This is a genomic window from Streptomyces sp. NPDC044571 (assembly GCF_040647115.1).
GTDB lineage: Bacteria > Actinomycetota > Actinomycetes > Streptomycetales > Streptomycetaceae > Streptomyces.
Genome location: NZ_JBEZBN010000019.1, coordinates 13,891 through 31,211, shown reverse-complemented (window position 1 = coordinate 31,211; position 17,321 = coordinate 13,891). Strand labels below are relative to the sequence as shown.

At 72.4% G+C, this 17,321-nt stretch carries 13 protein-coding genes; 5 read left to right on the top strand and 8 right to left on the bottom strand.

Going from position 1 to position 17,321, the window contains the following annotated elements; genetic code table 11:
* Positions 1-9: 9 nt before the first annotated feature.
* From AB0B01_RS12745 to AB0B01_RS12720, 6 genes are all read right to left on the bottom strand, one after another.
* A complete protein-coding gene (locus AB0B01_RS12745; RefSeq protein WP_361716625.1) occupies positions 10-564 on the bottom strand; it encodes a superoxide dismutase family protein in 555 nt (184 codons plus the stop codon).
* Positions 565-667: 103 nt separating this feature from the next.
* Positions 668-1,438 carry an SDR family oxidoreductase gene (locus tag AB0B01_RS12740; RefSeq protein WP_361716622.1) on the bottom strand — a complete coding sequence of 257 codons (771 nt, stop codon included), beginning with the start codon at positions 1,436-1,438 and terminating at the stop codon, positions 668-670.
* A gap of 7 nt (positions 1,439-1,445) precedes the next feature.
* On the bottom strand, positions 1,446-2,654 hold the full coding sequence (locus AB0B01_RS12735; protein ID WP_361716619.1) for an MAB_1171c family putative transporter: 1,209 nt from the start codon (positions 2,652-2,654) through the stop codon (positions 1,446-1,448).
* Positions 2,644-3,168 (bottom strand): hypothetical protein, encoded by a 525-nt coding sequence (locus tag AB0B01_RS12730; protein WP_361716616.1) that lies wholly within the window; start codon positions 3,166-3,168, stop codon positions 2,644-2,646. Before AB0B01_RS12730 ends, AB0B01_RS12735 begins: the two co-directional genes overlap by 11 nt.
* A gap of 267 nt (positions 3,169-3,435) precedes the next feature.
* Positions 3,436-5,847: a Tex family protein gene (locus tag AB0B01_RS12725; RefSeq protein WP_361716613.1), complete on the bottom strand. Its 2,412-nt coding sequence runs from the start codon at positions 5,845-5,847 to the stop codon at positions 3,436-3,438.
* A gap of 113 nt (positions 5,848-5,960) precedes the next feature.
* Complete coding sequence (locus tag AB0B01_RS12720) at positions 5,961-6,824, bottom strand: hypothetical protein (RefSeq protein ID WP_361716610.1); 864 nt, start codon at positions 6,822-6,824, stop codon at positions 5,961-5,963.
* Positions 6,825-7,119: 295 nt separating this feature from the next.
* Here AB0B01_RS12720 and AB0B01_RS12715 point away from each other — a divergent pair, with 295 nt between their 5' ends.
* A complete protein-coding gene (locus tag AB0B01_RS12715) occupies positions 7,120-8,643 on the top strand; it encodes a M1 family metallopeptidase (RefSeq protein ID WP_361716607.1) in 1,524 nt (507 codons plus the stop codon).
* 115 nt (positions 8,644-8,758) lie between these two features.
* Here AB0B01_RS12715 and AB0B01_RS12710 read toward each other — a convergent pair whose 3' ends face one another.
* A complete protein-coding gene (locus AB0B01_RS12710) occupies positions 8,759-9,661 on the bottom strand; it encodes an oxygenase MpaB family protein (protein ID WP_361716604.1) in 903 nt (300 codons plus the stop codon).
* A 147-nt stretch (positions 9,662-9,808) separates the two neighbouring features.
* On the opposite strand from AB0B01_RS12710, the gene sph reads away from it, so the two are divergent.
* Positions 9,809-10,798: a sphingomyelin phosphodiesterase gene (sph, locus tag AB0B01_RS12705; protein ID WP_361716601.1), complete on the top strand. Its 990-nt coding sequence runs from the start codon at positions 9,809-9,811 to the stop codon at positions 10,796-10,798.
* Positions 10,799-10,883: 85 nt separating this feature from the next.
* On the opposite strand, the gene AB0B01_RS12700 is transcribed toward sph, so the two are convergent.
* Positions 10,884-12,728 carry an AMP-dependent synthetase/ligase gene (locus AB0B01_RS12700; protein WP_361716598.1) on the bottom strand — a complete coding sequence of 615 codons (1,845 nt, stop codon included), beginning with the start codon at positions 12,726-12,728 and terminating at the stop codon, positions 10,884-10,886.
* Positions 12,729-12,837: 109 nt separating this feature from the next.
* On the opposite strand from AB0B01_RS12700, the gene AB0B01_RS12695 reads away from it, so the two are divergent.
* The 3 genes from AB0B01_RS12695 (at position 12,838) to AB0B01_RS12685 (ending at position 17,301) form a co-directional block, all read left to right on the top strand.
* The gene (locus AB0B01_RS12695; RefSeq protein WP_361716595.1) at positions 12,838-13,572 is read left to right on the top strand and encodes a MerR family transcriptional regulator; all 735 of its coding nucleotides are present in this window, start codon (positions 12,838-12,840) and stop codon (positions 13,570-13,572) included.
* A 178-nt stretch (positions 13,573-13,750) separates the two neighbouring features.
* Complete coding sequence (locus AB0B01_RS12690) at positions 13,751-14,578, top strand: FAD binding domain-containing protein (protein ID WP_361716592.1); 828 nt, start codon at positions 13,751-13,753, stop codon at positions 14,576-14,578.
* A complete protein-coding gene (locus tag AB0B01_RS12685; protein WP_361716589.1) occupies positions 14,575-17,301 on the top strand; it encodes a molybdopterin cofactor-binding domain-containing protein in 2,727 nt (908 codons plus the stop codon). Before AB0B01_RS12690 ends, AB0B01_RS12685 begins: the two co-directional genes overlap by 4 nt.
* Positions 17,302-17,321: the final 20 nt, after the last annotated feature.

The window sequence follows — 17,321 nt, the reverse complement described above, 5'->3', positions numbered from 1 at the left end:
CGGGGCGCGTCATGCGAAGGGCACGTTGACACAGGCGAGCCGGTTCCCGGCCACGCCGGCCGTGCCGTGTCCCGTTCCGGTGGGGTGCTCGTGGATCACCACGGAGCGGGCCTCGCCGGGACGGAAACGCCAGGTCACGGTGGAGGCGGAGGCGCCGTGGCCGCGCCCGTCGGTGCTGACGTCGAGCCACACCTCGTTTCGGGGGTTGGCGTACGCGGGGTCCTTCGAGGGCTGGGTCGGGTCCTCGGCGTCCTGGTAGTGCGGCCCGGAGTCGCCGGGCGCGCTGCCGCAGGCCTTCTGGTGCACATGGGCACCGAACGTGCGGTTCGCCTCGGCACCCCGGATCCACAGCTCGACGTGGGTGCCGTCCTGGCCAAGGCGCTCGGTGACACGGACCGTGCCGCCGACGGGGATCGCCTGCGGATCGAAGGTCACTGCCCGGTGGGTCGTCGGGCCGCCGGCGGCCCGGAACGGCTCGTCGATGGTCACGCCCTGGTCCGCGCGCCCGACGAGGGGCGAGGACACGGCCATGGCGGCGGCGAGAACTGGCGCGAGGAAGGACACCTTGGACTCCTTGTGATGCGGACCCGGACGTCCCCTCCCTGCCGAGCTCCCCTCCTCCCTCGCCCAGGTTGGCCCGGGCCGACCGTCACCGCATCTCCGGCGGCTACTGCGCGGGGGCCCGGCGGGTGCGGGCCATCCGGCGGGCCACGAAGCCGCGGGGCAGGTGCCGGGCGGCGAACGCGTAGGCCTGGTAGCGGCGGCCGGTGATGCTCACCGGCCGGCGCAGGACCAGGTCGCGCAGGGCCCGGGCCACGACGTCCTCCGGCTCCAGCCACACCGCGTCGCGCAGGTCGCTCACGTCCATTCCGGCACGGGCCTGGAACTCGGTGCGGGTGAACCCGGGCACCACGGCCAGCACCCGGACCCCGTACGGCGCCATGTCCACCCGCAGCGACTCGCTGAACGCGGTGATCCAGGCCTTGGCGGCCCCGTAGGTCCCGGTGGGCAGGAGTCCGGCGACCGAGGAGACGTTGAGCACGGCGCCCCGGCGGCGCTCGCGCAGCCCCGGCAGGATCGCGTGGGTGAGCCGGAGCGGGACCTTGACCAGCAGGTCGAGCATCCGCTCCTCGTCCTCGACCGGGCTGTACGGGAACGGCGCGGGCAGGCCGAAGCCCGCATTGTTGACCAGGATGTCCACGGGCCGGGCCCGGTCGGCGAGCCGCTCGGCGACCGCGGCGCACTCCCCCGCCTCCAGCAGATCGGCGGGCAGCACCTCGCAGACCGTGCCGTGGGCTCGGCCCAGTTCCCGGGCGAGGCCTTCGAGGCGGTCCTTGTCACGGGCGACGAGGACGAGGTCGCAGCCCTTGGCCGCGAAGCCGCGGGCGAAGGCCGCGCCGAGTCCGGCGCTGGCCCCGGTGATCAGAACGGTGGTCAAGGAGCGTTCACTTCCTGCGGGTTCGGGGGTCCACGGGCTCCGGGGTGAAGCCGGTGGTGGCCGGGGAGCCGTAGGCCTGGGCCACGTCCACCAGGAACCGGGCCTCGTCCTCCACGCCGCCGCCCTCGGCGGAGGTCTGCATCGCGGCGGGCAGCTCCCACTCGGCGTCCCCTCCCGGCCGGCCCGGCAGCCCGGCGAGCTTCGCCTGCCGCGCCTCCTTCAGTACGCAGGCCAGCGCGGCCGCGGTGCGCCGCTGTTCGGGGATCCCGCTGACCGTGACGTGGCTGCGGGCGAGCTCCGGGACGCCGGGGGCGACGTATTCGCCGAGGATCAGGATGGCGTCGCGGGTCTCGATGACCTTGCGGTACACGAGCAGGTTGCGCGGGACCGGCGGCCACAGCAGCTCCACGACCCGGCCTGCCCGCGGTTTGGTGAGGGCGACGTGCGGGACGGCCTGGACGAGGTCGTGCCACAGCGGCCACAGCCGCCAGGCGGTGGCGATGTCCGTGGTCGTACGGCGCAGGGTGAACAGGGTCGGGACGAGGATCGCGGCGGCGCGCAGCAGCCCGTGCAGGTTCATCAGCAGCGGCAGCGCCGGCATGGCCCAGGTGCTGCCGAACAGGGCCTTGAGCAGGTACACGAACCAGAACGCCCCGGCGAGGGCGGTCCCGAGGCCGAACAGCCGCAGGCCGGCCGCCAGGCCCCGGCTCCCGGTGCGGCGGCTGTAGCGGCCGCAGAGGCTGACGCAGGTGATGTTGGCGAGGAGGTGCGCGGCGATGAGGAAGAGCCAGTAGGCGAGGGAGGGCACCGGATCGCCGTGCGGCGGGATGGTGTGGGGGCCGTGCGCGGGCACGGCCATGTCCAGGATCAGGAGGGTGGTCAGCCAGGCGACCGTGCCCATCCAGGCGGCGAGTTGGAGGGTGCGTCCCCGGGTGGCGGCAGCCACGAAGTAGAGCACGGCTCCCGCCGAGAGCACGCCGATCAGGTTGCGGACGAGGCTGACGGCGTGCGCGTAGTCGGCGTCGCGCGTCGCGTAGGCGATCACGTCGGGGAGGTTCAGGGTCATCGCGGCGGCGGCGGTCGCCACCGCCAGCCACAGGCCGCGCTGCTGCGGCAGGCGCAGGGCGCCCGGGGCGCGCAGCAGGACCGCGATCCACAGGCACACCACGCTGGGTACCGCGAGCCAGTCGCCGATGGCGGTGAGGTCACTGGCCACGGTGGCCCCGCTCCTGGGCGCGGGTGTGGCTGCGCTCGTAGCCCATGGCCGATTCCAGTCGGGCCAGGGTGCCCCTGATCTCGGCGGGCGAGGCCGGGGAGGGGCCCGCCGTACGGATGCGGATCATGCTGGCGAGCATCTCCGCCTCCTGTTCCTGGCGGGTCGTGTAGTTGGTGCGCCCGAGGATGACGGGGGCGCCCTCGGCGGGCTCCTCCCCGTCCAGGGAGTGGTGCCCGAACAGGATGTGCCCGAGCTCGTGGAGGACGATGTGCTCGCGGTGCAGCGGGGTGGTCTGGGCCTCGTAGAAGACGTAGTCGACCCGGTCGGTGCCCACCCACAGCCCGCAGACGCCGGATTCCGCGGCCTCCTTGGGGAGCGGGTGCAGCCGGATGGGGCGGCCGCGGCCCTGGGCTATCCGGTCGCACAGCGCGTCGAGCGAGAAGGGGTGGGGCATGTCCAGTCGGCCGAGGATCTTCTCGCACCGTTTGCGGAGGCCGTGTTGCGCGTGGGGCATGTGATCCCTCTTCGGACCCTTTCGCGGGCAGCGTCGATAGGCGTGCTGTGGCATGGGCATGACGTCCTGTGCCTTCAAGGCGGCCTCTGGGAGTGCGGGCTTTGAGGGGGGAACGGACGCCCGTCCGCCGGAGGGCGAACGGGCGTTCCACCATGCCTACAGATCTTGTACGGGACTTGGCAAGGTATGCCCCCGCACGAGGTGACTATTCAGCCAACCCTGCCGGTGTGCCGGCGCCCGCGCGCACCGCGAGCGCCGCCCGCCGCCCTACCGCTTGCGGCGCTCCTCGGGACCGGCGAGGCCGGCCCTGCGCAGGGCGTCGGCCATCGCGCTGTTGGCGGGGGCGGGGGCGCCGGCCCGCTGCCCCTGACCGCCCTGGCCGCCGCCTGCCTGCCGGCGGGCACCGCCCTGGCCCTGGCCGCCTCCGCGCTGCTGCGGGGGACGGCCGCCGCCGCGCCGCTCCTGCCGGTCCTCGCGCTGCCGGGGCGCGCCCGCCGTGCGGTCGGCCTCGTCCTCCAGCCGCAGGGTGAGCGAGATCCGCTTGCGCGGAACGTCGACGTCCACGACCTTGACGCGGACGATGTCGCCCGGCTTGACCACGTCGCGCGGGTCCTTGACGAAGTTCTTCGACAGGGCCGAGACGTGCGCCAGCCCGTCCTGGTGGACGCCGATGTCGATGAAGGCGCCGAAGGCCGCCACGTTGGTGACGACCCCTTCCAGGATCATCCCGGGCGCGAGGTCGCCGATCTTCTCGACGCCCTCCTTGAACGTGGCCGTCTTGAAGGCGGGGCGCGGGTCCCGGCCCGGCTTCTCCAGCTCGCGCAGGATGTCGGTGACCGTCGGCAGGCCGAAGGCCTCGGTGACGAACTGCTCCGGGCGCAGCGAGCGCAGTACCGCGGTGTTGCCGATCAGGGCGGCCACCTCACTGCCCGCGGTCTTGGCCATGCCCCGCACCACCGGGTAGGCCTCGGGGTGCACGCTGGAGAAGTCCAGCGGGTCCTCCCCGCCGCGGATCCGCAGGAAGCCCGCGCACTGCTCGTACGCCTTCGGGCCGAGCCGGGCCACGTCCTTGAGGGCCTTGCGGCTGCGGAAGGGGCCGTTGGCGTCGCGGTGGGCCACGATGTTCTCGGCGAGGCCGCTGCTGATGCCCGAGACGCGGGAGAGCAGCGGGGCGGAGGCGGTGTTGACGTCCACGCCCACGCCGTTCACGCAGTCCTCGACGACGGCGTCGAGCGAGCGCGAGAGCTTCACCTCGGACAGGTCGTGCTGGTACTGGCCGACGCCGATCGACTTGGGGTCGATCTTGACGAGCTCGGCGAGCGGGTCCTGCAGGCGGCGGGCGATGGAGACCGCGCCGCGCAAGGACACGTCCATGTCCGGGAGTTCCTGCGAGGCGAAGGCGGAGGCCGAGTACACGGAGGCGCCGGCCTCGGAGACCATCACCTTGGTGAGCTTCAGCTCGGGGTGGCGGGTGATCAGGTCACCGGCCAGCTTGTCGGTCTCGCGGGAGGCCGTGCCGTTGCCGATGGCGATCAGCTCGACCGCGTGCTCCTTGGCCAGGCGGGCCAGCTTGGCGAGCGATTCGTCCCACTTGTTGGCCGGGACGTGCGGGTAGACCACGTCCGTGGCCACGACCTTGCCGGTGGCGTCCACGACGGCGACCTTGACGCCGGTACGGAAGCCGGGGTCGAGGCCGAGGGTGGCCCGGGTGCCCGCGGGGGCGGCGAGCAGCAGGTCGCGCAGGTTGGCGGCGAAGACCCGGACGGCCTCGTCCTCGGCGGCGGCGCGCAGCCGCATGCGCAGGTCGATGCCGAGGTGCACCTGGATCTTCGTGCGCCAGGCCCAGCGGACGGTGTCGGCGAGCCACTTGTCGCCGGGGCGGCCGCGATCGGCCACGCCGAAGCGGCGGGCGATCATGCCCTCGTACGTGGAGGGGCCGGGGGTCTCGCTCGGCGGCTCTGGCTCCAGGGTGAGGTCGAGGACCTCCTCCTTCTCACCGCGCAGCATGGCCAGGACCCGGTGCGAGGGCAGCGCCGTGAACGGCTCGGCGAAGTCGAAGTAGTCGGCGAACTTGGCGCCCGCTTCCTCCTTGCCCTCGCGGACCTTCGCGGCGAGCCGGCCGCGGCCCCACATGCGCTCGCGCAGTTCGCCGATCAGGTCGGCGTCCTCGGCGAACCGCTCGGTGAGGATGGCGCGGGCGCCCTCCAGGGCGGCTGCCGGATCGGCGACGCCCTTGTCGGCGTCCACGAACGCTGCCGCGGCGGCGGCCGGTTCCACCGACGGGTCGGCCAGCAGGCCCTCGGCGAGCGGCTCCAGACCCGCCTCGCGGGCGATCTGCGCCTTGGTGCGCCGCTTGGGCTTGAACGGGAGGTAGATGTCCTCCAGGCGGGCCTTGGTGTCGGCCGCGTTGATCCGCGCCTCCAGCTCGGCGTCGAGCTTGCCCTGCTCCCGGACCGAGTCGAGGACGGCCGCGCGCCGGTCCTCCAGCTCGCGCAGATACCGCAGCCGCTCCTCCAGGGTGCGCAGCTGGGCGTCGTCGAGCATCTCGGTCGCTTCCTTGCGGTAGCGCGCGATGAACGGCACGGTGGAGCCGCCGTCGAGCAGCTCGACGGCGGCCTTGACCTGCCGCTCCCGTACGCCGAGCTCCTCGGCGATCCTGCCTTCGATGGACGTCGTCACGATCGGTCCCGCCTGCCTTCGTTTGCACTGGACGGCTGCCAATTGTGGCAGGTGGCACCGGCGCAGGCGCGGACCGCCGCCCCGCCGGGCCCGGGGGCGGCGCGCCGGGGAGGCTACGCCTTGCCGAAGAGGTCGGCGGGGAAGGCGCCCGCGGCCATGGCCCGCTGGACGAAACCGCCGCCCAGCTCCGCGAGCCGGGCCAGGCCGTCCGCGCCGAGGTGTTCGTACGGGGCCGCGTCGAGGCGGTCGGTGTCGGCTTCCAGGCGTTCCCGTACGGCCCGGCCCTCATCGGTGAGCTCGCCGTCGGCGTCGAGGATCCCGCGCTCGCGCAGGCGGTCGGCGGCGGCGGTCAGGTCGGACGGCTCCCAACCGCGGACGGCCCTGTTCCACTTCGGGGCCATGCCGCGGCCGGTCGCGGTGTGGCTGACCAGCGCCTCCAGCGGGTCCAGCCCCGCGATGAGCAGGGCCGCGAGGTGGCCGTCGCCGCGGTGCTCGCGCAGCAGGGTGGTGGCGTGCCACAGGCGCAGGTGCGGCTCCTCGGGTACGGGGAGGTCGGCGTGGGCGGCGTAGAGGGGGCGGGCGTGCCGGGTACAGGCCTCGGTGGCACGCATGGCCAGGTCGGCGGCCTCGGCGATCTCCGGGGAGGCGACGGTCTCCTCACCGAGCAGCCGGCGCAGGGTGCGGTCGGCGGCGCGCAGGCGGGCGGCGAGGGCCTGCTCGGGGGTGATCGTGTCCCAGACTGCGGGCAGGTGCCGGGCTACGGAGTCGTGGCGGTAGTTGTAGAAGGCCGCGGTCACGGCGCCGGCGCCGACGGCGCCCATGGCGGCGGAGCGGGAGGCGAGGTTGACGGCGAGCCGCTCGGTGACGCCGAGGGCGGCGTACTCCTTGGCGAGATCCGGCGAGAAGTAGATCGTGGCGTGCAGCGGGTTGATCGCGGCGTGCCAGCAGCGACGGGCGGCGAACTCGGGAATCGACATGCCCGCCAGGTTACCGACTGCTCAGTATGTCGGACAGGCCAGGCTCCGCCACACCGGTCCCCGCCCGGCGCAGGTGCCGTTTTCTGGCCTTTCTCGCAGGGTGCCCGTACCGCGCGGTGCGGCGCGCGCACGCGGTCATCCGGGCCCTCACGGCGCCGGGGGGCGTACCTGTGACGGCCGAATGGCGATCGTGTGACAGCAGGGGCCATGGACATGACGGGAGGGGCCGGGTGTGAATACGGTCGAGCCACCAGACCGAGAACATGACTGTCTCCCCTACCACTTGGAGCCCTTCGTGCACCGCAAAGTCATCGCCCCGAGCGTGCTCGCCGCTTCCCTGCTGCTGGTGATCCCGGCGTCGGCGGCGAGTTCCGTACCGGGCGCCCCGGGTATCGGCGATCCCTACTACCCGGCCAGCGGCAACGGGGGATACGACGTGTCCCATTACGACCTGCGCCTGCAGTACCAGCCGAAGACGGACCTGCTGGAGGGCACGGCCACCCTGCTGACCACCGCCAAGCAGGACCTCTCCCGCTTCAACCTGGACTTCGGCCTCAAGGTCAGCGAGATCCGGGTCAACGGTGCCAAGGCCAAGTTCGCCACGGCCGGGGACCACGAGCTGGAGGTGACCCCCGCCCAGCCGCTGCAGAAGGACCGGCAGGCGACCGTCGTCGTCAAGTACGCCGGCAAGCCCTCCGAGTTCAAGATCGACGGCTGGTCGGCCTGGCAGCGCACCCCGGACGGCGGCATCGCGGCGCAGGAGCCCGACTCGGCGGTCTGGTGGTTCCCGAGCAACGACCACCCGCTCGACAAGGCCACCTTCGACATCTCGGTCAACGTCCCGGACGGCACGCAGGCGATCAGCAACGGCGTGCTCCAGTCGCAGACTTCGCGGCTCGGCTGGACCCGGTACAACTGGCGCTCCAACAAGCCGCAGGCCACGTACCTCGCCACCCTCGCCATCGGCAAGTTCGACGTCACCACCGACAAGACGGCGAACGGGCTGCCGATCCTCAACGCGTACAGCAAGGACCTCGGCGACAACGCGGGGGCGGCGCGCGCCAGCGTCGAGCGGACCGGCGAGGTCGCCGAGTGGCTGGAAGGCGTCTTCGGCCCGTACCCGTTCAACGCGCTGGGCGGCTACGTGCCGAACGTGCCGTCCGGCTTCGCGCTGGAGACGCAGACCCGGCCGTTCTACAGCCCGCGGCAGTTCTCGAACGGCGCGAACGTCTCGGTCGTCGTCCACGAGCTGGCCCACCAGTGGTACGGCGACAGCGTGTCCGTGGAGGGCTGGAAGGACATCTGGGTCAACGAGGGCTTCGCCCGCTACAGCCAGTGGCTCTGGTCGGAGAAGGAGGGCGAGGGCACGGCGCAGGAGCTGGCCGACTGGGCGTACGCGCAGCACCCGGCCGAGGACCCGTTCTGGCAGGTCAAGCCGGGGGACCCGGGCCCGGACAACCAGTTCCACGGGGCGGTCTACGATCGCGGGGCGATCGCCCTCCAGGCGCTGCGCAACGAGATCGGCGACGAGAAGTTCTTCCAGATCCTCAAGGGCTGGCCGACCGAACGGGCCTACGGCAACGCCAAGGTCGGCGACTTCGTCCGCTACGCGGAGAAGGTGTCGAACAAGCCGCTGGCCCAGCTCTTCGAGACATGGCTCTACACCCCGGGCAAGCCCGCGTTCGCGCCGCCGGCCGCCGCCACGCCGGCCGCACGCTCCACCAAGGCGCCCGCCGCCAAGCCCGTGGAGCCCAAGTCCTGGAAGAAGATCGCCGAGACGAACACCGTCCACGAGACCGGGCACCGGCACGGCCGCTGACCAGTCGGTCGCGGTCAACCGGTCACCGGTCAATCGATCGCGGTCAACCGGTCGCGGTCAGCCGGTCATCGGTCATCGGTCATCCGTACCGTGACCGGATGCGCGCCGGCGCCCCTCAGCGGGCGCCGGCGCGCCACCGCGCCCGTGCCGCGCGCGCGAGCGGCAGGTACCGCAGCCGCTCCGGCAGCAGCGGTACGAGGAGCCGTACGCCCGTGCTGAACCGCCGGAGCCTGCGCTCCTGGGCCGGGGTCCACTCCAGCCCGATGGCGGCGCGGGCGTCGGGCGGCATGTAGCCGACGGTGACGAAGGCCCGCAGCCGCAGGAACGCCCTGCGCAGCACCGGCCAGGTCAGCCGCAGCAGCAGCCGCACCGGCAGGGAGCCGCCCTCGGGCCGCGGCAGCGGCACGTCCGTGGCGACCAGCTCGCGGGCGACCGTGGTGGGCTCGATCTCCTCGGCGAGCATCCGGCGGTAGTACGGCCAGTACTCCTCGATGCTCTGCGGCATGTCCCGGTCGCGCAGGCCGAGGATCCGGCCCACCTGGAGCCACTCCCGGTACAGCTGCCGCTCCTGGGCAGGGGTGAAGCGGCGCAGCAGGTAGCGCCCGGCGTGCAGGTAGACCGGGAAGCCGGTGGCGTGCACCCAGGCGTAGCAGGCGGGGTCGAGGGAGTGGTAGCGCCGCCCCCGGGTGTCGATGCCCTGGATGTCCTTGTGCAGCCGGCGCACCCTGCGCCCCTCGGCGGCGGCCTCGGGGCCGCCGTACACCCACAGCTGTACGGAGCGCAGTGAGCGCTCACCGCGCCCCCAGGGGTCCGTGCGGAAGACCGAGTACGCGTCGACCCCGGCCGCGATGGCGGGATGCGCGACCTGCATCGTGAAGGCGGCGGGCAGCATCAGCAGCGCCCGGATGTCACCGGAGATGGTCCAGAGCACCCCGCCGGGCGGCGGCGGCTCGGGCTCGCCGCGCCGCGCGGTCCCGGGTCGTGAAACGCGCTCGGCGGGCTGCTCCGTCGTACTCATACGTCCAGTATGACCGGCTCCGCTTGTGGGGGTTCCGCGCGATGTTCCGCGCCGGACAGAAAGTGGTGTCACGGGTGTTACCCCGAAGTAACCGCGGCTGCTTGTATGACGGCGTCGATCTCCCCCCGCAGGAATGACGGAGACCCCATGCTGCACACATCGCACGGCCGTTCCCGTGTCGCCGTCGCGGCCGTTGCGGCGATGGCCGCCGGAGCGCTGACCGTCGTCGGCGCCCCCGCCGCCACCGCGTCGGAGAGTGCCACCGCCCCCCGGCTCAGCGTCCTGACGTACAACACGTTCCTGATGAGCAAGAACCTCTATCCCAACTGGGGCCAGGACCACCGGGCTTCGGAGATCCCCAAGGCCTCCTTCTTCCAGGGGCACGACGTGGTCGTGCTCCAGGAGGCCTTCGACAACGGGGCCTCGGACGCCCTGAAGGCCAACGCCTCGGCCCGGTACCCGTACCAGACCCCGGTCGTCGGCCGCAGCAAGAGCGGCTGGGACGCCACGGGCGGCGCCTACTCCTCCACCACCCCGGAGGACGGCGGCGTCACCGTGCTGAGCAAGTGGCCGATCCTGCGCAAGGAGCAGGTCGTCTACAAGGACGCCTGCGGCGCCGACTGGTGGTCCAACAAGGGCTTCGCCTACGTGGTGCTGAACGTGAACGGCACCAGGGTCCACGTGGTGGGCACCCACGCGCAGTCCACCGACTCGGGCTGCGCCGCGGGCGAGGCGGCCGAGATGCGCGCCCGCCAGTTCAGGGCGATCGACGCCTTCCTGGACGGCAAGAACATCCCGGCCGGCGAACAGGTCATCGTCGCGGGGGACATGAACGTCGACTCCCGCAGCCCCGAGTTCGCCTCGATGCTCGCCAACGCCGACCTCGCCGACTCGGACGCGCGCACCGGCCACCCGTACTCCTTCGACACCGCGCTGAACTCGATCGCCCACTACCGCTACCCGAGCGACCCGCGCGAGGACCTGGACTACGTCCTCTACCGCAGGGGCAACGCCCGCCCGGCGGGCTGGGAGAACAACGTGGTCAAGGAGGAGTCGGCGCCCTGGACGGTCTCCAGCTGGGGCACCTCCTACACCTACGCCAACCTCTCGGACCACTACCCGCTGATCGGCAGGTAGCCCCCGGCCCCCGCCGCACCCGGCCCCCGCCGCACCCGGTCCGTCCACCGGGTGCGGCGGCTCCTGCACACAGCCCCGGCCGGCGTCAGTCCGCCGCGTACGGCTCCGCGTACAGGGCCTCGATCAGCGCGCCGTACTTCTCCCGCACCACCCGGCGGCGCAGCTTGAGCGAGGGCGTCAACTCCCCCGACTCAGGGCCCCATTCCTCGGCCAGCAGCCGGTACCGCTTGATCTGCTCGGTCCGGTTGAGGCGGGCGTTCGCGGCCTCGACGGCGCGGGCCACCTCCTCCTGCACGGCCGGGTGGCGGACGAGCAGGTCGGGCGAAGCGGCCTCGATTCCCCGGGCCGCGGCCCAGGCGGGGGCCATCTCCGGGTCCAGGACCAGGAGGGCGACCAGATAGGAGCGGCCGTCGCCGTGCACCAGGGCTTGGCCGATCAGCGGGTGCTCCTTGACGGTGTTCTCCACCAGGGCCGGCGAGACGTTCTTCCCGGTCGAGGTGATGATCAGCTCCTTCTTGCGGTCGGTGAGCCAGAGGAAGCCGTCCTCGTCGATCCGGCCGATGTCCCCGGTGGCGAACCAGCCGTCGCCGTCGTGCGCGCGCTCCACCGAGCCGTCCGGGCGCAGGTAGCCCGCGAAGACGGTCTCGCCCCGCGCGAGGATCTCCCCGTCTTCCGCGAGCCGCAGTTCCAGCCCCTCGATCGGGCGTCCGACCGAGCCCAGCCGGAAGCCGTCCGGGCTGTTGACGGTGCACACGCCGGAAGTCTCGGTGAGCCCCCAGGCGTCCATGATGGTGATCCCCCAGCCCGCCCAGAACCGGACCACGTCGATCGGCATCGGGGCGGTCGCGCTGGCGGTCCACAGCAGCCGGTCCAGCCCCGCCCGGCCCAGCAGCGGGTCCAGCACCTGCTGCTTGACCTCCGCGTACGAGGCTTCGAGCGCGGCCGGAACCTCCTCTCCGCGCTCCCGGTGGCCGGCCCGGGCGCGGGCGACGACGTTCGCGGCCTCGATGGCCTCCCGCTGCCCGGCCGGAAGCCGGGACAGCACCGCGCGGACTGACGCGGCGAGTTTCTCCCACACCCGGGGCACGCCGAAGAACTGCACCGGACGCAGTTCGCGGACGGCGAGCGCCACGGCGGCCGGGTCGGCGACGAGGCGTACGTGGGCGGCCCGCAGCAGCGGCAGGTAGATGCCGAGGATCCGCTCGGCGATGTGCGCGAAGGGCAGGTAGCAGATGTGCTCGGCGTGCTCGGGCAGTTCCACGCGCCGGTCGAGGCGGACGGACTGGAGCAGGATGTTGCGGTGGGTGAGCCGGACCCCCTTGGGGTCGCCGGTCGTGCCCGAGGTGTAGACGACGGTGAGCGGGTCCTCGGGGCGGGCCTCCCGCCATGCCTTCTCGAAGGCGTCGGCGCGGTGCATCCGGGCGCCGCTCGCGTAGAGGGAGTCGTACGTACCGTGCGGGCTCCCGGCGGCCAGGCTGTCGGCCTCGGCCACGACCAGCCGCTCCAGCGGCACGGTGGCGTCGGCGAGCAGGGGTTCCCACCGGGCGAGTTCGCGGGCGCCTTCGATGACGGCGAACCGGGCCCGGCTGTGTCGGGCGATGTGGGCGATCTGCTCGGGCGCGGAGGTCCCGTACACGGTGACGGGGACGGCGCCGAGGTGGACGAGGGCGAGGTCGCTGAGCCAGTGCTCGGGGCGGTTGCCCATCATGATCAGGACGTGTTCGCCGCGTTCGATGCCGAGCGCGGCGTACCCGGAGGCGAGGACGGCCACCTTGCGGCGGACTTCCGACCAGGTGAGCGTCGTCCAGTCGGCCTCGCCGGTGCGCCACGAGAGGGCGGGCAGCTCGGCGTGTTCGGCGGCGTTGCGGGCGAGCAGGGCGGGGAGGGTGAGCTCTTCGGCGGGTCCGGGCAGTCGCAGGTTCGTGGTCATGGGCAGCTCCTGGCCGTTTCACATCGTTGGTGCGACAGCAATACTGTTGAAGCTGTACCGAGGCTGTACCGGCTGCACTGCGCGCGCAGCAGAGAGCGAGGCGGAGACCATGACCACCGAGGCACCCGGGCCCGCGCTCACCGTCGACGAGCTCGCCGCCCGGGCGGGTGTGACCGTCCGCACCGTACGGTTCTACAGCACCCGCGGCCTTTTGCCCCCTCCCGTGATCGGACCCCGCCGGGTGGGCCACTACGGCCCCGAGCACGTGTCGCGGCTCGCGCTGATCGAGGAGTTGCAGCACCAGGGCATGACGCTGTCGGCCATCCAGCGCTACCTGGACGCCCTGCCGGACGACCTGAGCGCCCACGACCTGGCGATCCACCGGGCGCTGGTGGCCACATGGGCCCCCGACTCGGCGCTGGAGTCCTCCCGGGAGGAGCTGGAGAAGCGTGCGGGGCGGCCGCTGACCGAGGGCGATCTGCGGCGCCTGACGGCGATGAACGTGGTGGCCCCGACCGCGGAGGGCTTCCGGGTGGACGTGGGGCTGCTGCGGCTGGGCGTCGCGCTGCTCGACGTACCGATCGCCCACGAGACGATCCTCGTCGCGCGCAAGGTGCTGCTGGAGCACGCGCGGACGGCGGCGCACGAGCTGACCGCGCTGTTCCGGGACGAGGTGTGGGGGCCGTTCACGCAGGGCGAGAGCGATCCGGAGCGGGTGGAGTCCATGAAGGCGCTGTCCGCGCACATGCAGCCGATGGTGGTGCAGGCGCTGGTGACCGCCTTCCAGCGGTCGTTGAAGGAGGAACTGCGGGCGGCGTTCGTCTCGGAGCCCGCAGAGGACTGATGACGGCCCGGTCCCCGCTGTCCGCGCGGGCCCGGGCCGTGCTCGGTACGCTGGAGAGGAATCCACGCGTCCGCCAATCCCTTCTCGATCGAGCGGTTCCCGGCCGCGACGGTCCATCGACGATTCCGCCGCTCGACGTGGCACCGCTCCCTGCGCGCACCGGGCGGGTGACATCTGCATGGACCTCAACACCATCACCGAAGTCGTGCGGCGGCCTTCCGACCGGCCGGGCGCCGACTGGCAGGCGGGAGACGCCTGGCTCGCCGGCGGCACCTGGCTGTTCTCCACCGAACAGCCGGACCTGCGCCGACTGTTGGACCTGACCGCACTGCCCTGGGATCCCCTCGTACGGAGCGCCGCGGGCCTGGAGATCGGCGCGACGTGCACCATCCGCGACCTGCACGCCTTCGTACCGCCGCGCGACTGGCTCGCGGGCGGCCTGCTCGCGAGCGCCTGCGAGGCGTTCCTGTCCTCGTTCAAGGTCTGGAACGCGGCCACCGTGGGCGGAAACATCTGCATGTCCCTGCCCGCGGGCCCGATGATCACGCTGACGGTCGCGCTGGAGGCACGGTACGAGCTGTGGGCCGCCGACGGGTCCGTGCGCACCGTCGACGCCCTCCGCTTCGTGACCGGCGACCACCGCAACGTCCTCGCCCCCGGGGAAGTGCTGCGCCGCATCGAGGTCCCGGCGCACGCCCTGCGCAAACGCGCCGTGCACCGCCGGTTCTCGCTGACCCGCCTCGGCCGTTCGACCGTGTTCCTCATCGGTACGCAGACACCCGGGACGAGCGATCTGCTGCTCACCGTCACCGCAGGCACCACACGGCCCGTCCGCCTCGCCTTCGACACCATGCCCGAGGCCGGGACCCTGAGGCAGAGCATCGACGCCGTCCCCGCCGACGTCTGGTTCGCCGACCCCAACGGGACGCCCGACCACCGTCGCCACCTGACACGGCACTTCGCCGAGGAGATCCGCGGCGAACTCATGGCCGGGAGCTGGGCATGACCTACTTCGTGAACGGCAGGAGGTTCGACGAAGAGCCGGAACCTGGCCAGTGTCTGCGCACCTTCCTGCGGGCGCTCGGCCACTACGGCGTCAAGAAGGGCTGCGACGCGGGCGACTGCGGTGCCTGCACGGTGTGGCTGGACGGCACGCCGATGCACAGCTGCATCACCCCGGCCTTCCGCGCGGAAGGCCGTGGGGTGACGACGATCGAGGGGCTCGGCTCCCCCGGCGACCTGCATCCGGTACAGCGCCGGTTCCGGGACGCCCCCGGGTTCCAGTGCGGCTTCTGCACCGCCGGGATGATCATGACCGCTGCGACGTTCACCGAGGACCAGAAGAGGGACCTGCCACGGGCGTTGAAGGGCAACCTCTGCCGCTGCACCGGCTACCGGGCGATCGAGGACGCCGTGAACGGTGTCGTCGGCGTGCAGACGGCCGCACCCGGAAAGGCCGTGGGCACGAGCGTCGGCGCACCGGCGGCCGAGGACGTGGTGACCGGCCGGGCCGAGTTCACGATGGACACCCGCATGGAGGGCATGCTGCACCTGAAAGTGCTGCACTCGCCCCACGCGCACGCCCGGATCGTCTCGATCGACAAGAGCGCCGCGCTGGCGGTCCCCGGCGTGCACCGCGTCTACACCTGGAAGGACGTGCCGCGCCGGCGCTTCACCACGGCGATCCACACGGACCACCTCGTGGACCCGGACGACACCTACATCCTCGACGACAGGGTCCGCTTCGTCGGCCAGCGCGTCGCCGTCGTCCTCGCCGAAACGGTCGGGGCGGCGGAGGAGGGCTGCCGGAGGCTGGCCGTGGAGTACGAGGTGCTGCCCGCGGTCTTCGACCCCGACGCGGCCATGGCCGACGGGGCGCCGCAACTGCACGGTCCGGAGGACCCGTTCGTCCGCGACTGCGTCCACAACCTGCTGCTGGAGATCCATTCGCACATCGGCGACGTCGACGCCGGCTTCGCCGCGGCCGACGTGGTCCACGAGGGCACGTACTCCTCACCGCGCGTACAGCACGTGCACCTGGAGACCCACGGCTCGATCGCCTGGATGGAGGACGGCGTGCTGAACGTCCGCACCAGTTCGCAGTCGCCGTCGATCGCGAAGGGCAAACTGGCCTATCTGTTCGCGCTGCGCCCGGACCGGCTCCGCGTGTTCTGCAAGCGCGTCGGCGGCGGCTTCGGCGGCAAGCAGGAGGTCATCTCGGAGGACCTCGTCGCGCTCGCCGCCCTGGACACCGGGCGGCCCGTCTGCCTGGAGTACACGCGTGAGGAGGAGTTCACCACGGCTTCGCCGCGGCACCCGATGAAGCTGACCGTCAAGCTCGGCGCCAAGGCGGACGGCACGCTCACGGCGTTCCAGGTGCGCAACGTGTCCAACACGGGCGCCTACGGCAACCACGGCGGCGAGACGCTCCACGCGGGCGGCGCCGCCGTCATGATCTACCGGTGCCCCAACAAGAGGTACGACGCGTACTCCGTCTACACCAACACCGTTCCGAGCGGGGCGCTTCGCGGGTACGGGATGACCCAGCCGGCCTTCGCCGTGGAATCGGCGATGGACGAGCTGGCCCTCGCCCTGCACATGGACCCGCTCGCACTGCGGCGCCGCAACATCGTGCGTCCCGGCGACCCGCTCGTCGCGATGCACGAGGGTCCCGACGACGTGATGTTCAACGAGGACGGGCTCTGCAAGTGCATCGACCTCGTGGCCGGCGAGCTGGCCCGTACGGCCGATCAGCCGTCCCCCGGCCCCGGGTGGCTGGTGGGGGTCGGCGTGGCGAGTTCGCTGCACGAGACCGCGCCCCCGACGGAGCACATCTCCGAGGCCTGGATCACGCTCGGCGACGACCTCGTGTACGAACTGGCCGTCGGAACCGTGGAATTCGGCGAGGGCACCTCGACCGCGCACGTGCAGATCGCGGCCGGCCAGCTGGGTACGACACCCTCGCGGATCCGCCTGGTCCAGTCCGACACCGACCGCACGGGGTTCGACACCGGCGCCTTCGCGAGTGCCGGGCTGTTCGTCGCGGGCAACGCGGTGCTCCGGGCGGCCAACGCGGTGCGCGACCGCATCCTGGAGTTCGCCGCCGCGCACACGGGCGTCCACGTCGTGATGTGCTCGATGGACGACGACCACGTCATGTGCGGGGACGAGCGCGTCCCGCTCGCCGAGCTGGTCGCCCTGGCCCGGGCGCGCGGCATCCGGTTCACCGCCGCGCGCAAGGCATACGGCTCGCCCCGCAGCGTCACCTCCAACACCCAGGGCTTCCGGGTCGCCGTCCACCGGATGACGGGCGAGATCCGCATCCTGTACAGCGTCCAGGCGGCCGACGCCGGTGTGGTCATCAACCCCGAGCAGGTGCGCGGACAGGTGGACGGCGGTGTCGCCCAGGGCATCGGATTCGCGCTGACCGAGAACTTCCAGGTCGACGCGGACGGCGTCATGGTCAACCCGAACCTCCGCAACTACCGGATCCCCAGCTACGCCGACGTGCCCCGCACCGACGTGCTGCTCGTGGGCTCGTCGGACTCCGTCGGGCCGATGGGGGCAAAGGGGATGGCGGAATGCTGCATCAACCCGGTGGCCCCTGCGCTGGCGAACGCGCTCCGCGATGCCACCGGCGTCCGCTGTCGCGAGCTGCCCCTCACCCCGGAGCGGATCTACAGCCTGCTGGGTGAGAGCCGGGCGGCACGGACGGGCCCGGGACGATGACGCCCGAGAAGCCCGCCGAC

What these genes read in the sequence shown, in the direction of transcription:
- AB0B01_RS12685 (WP_361716589.1), top strand. Translation starts at nt 14,575, where the DNA reads ATGACCTACTTCGTGAACGGCAGGAGGTTCGACGAAGAGCCGGAACCT.
- sph (WP_361716601.1), top strand. Translation starts at nt 9,809, where the DNA reads ATGCTGCACACATCGCACGGCCGTTCCCGTGTCGCCGTCGCGGCCGTT.
- AB0B01_RS12695 (WP_361716595.1), top strand. Translation starts at nt 12,838, where the DNA reads ATGACCACCGAGGCACCCGGGCCCGCGCTCACCGTCGACGAGCTCGCC.
- AB0B01_RS12710 (WP_361716604.1), bottom strand. Translation starts at nt 9,661, where the DNA reads ATGAGTACGACGGAGCAGCCCGCCGAGCGCGTTTCACGACCCGGGACC.
- AB0B01_RS12700 (WP_361716598.1), bottom strand. Translation starts at nt 12,728, where the DNA reads ATGACCACGAACCTGCGACTGCCCGGACCCGCCGAAGAGCTCACCCTC.
- AB0B01_RS12720 (WP_361716610.1), bottom strand. Translation starts at nt 6,824, where the DNA reads ATGTCGATTCCCGAGTTCGCCGCCCGTCGCTGCTGGCACGCCGCGATC.
- AB0B01_RS12730 (WP_361716616.1), bottom strand. Translation starts at nt 3,168, where the DNA reads ATGCCCCACGCGCAACACGGCCTCCGCAAACGGTGCGAGAAGATCCTC.
- AB0B01_RS12690 (WP_361716592.1), top strand. Translation starts at nt 13,751, where the DNA reads ATGGACCTCAACACCATCACCGAAGTCGTGCGGCGGCCTTCCGACCGG.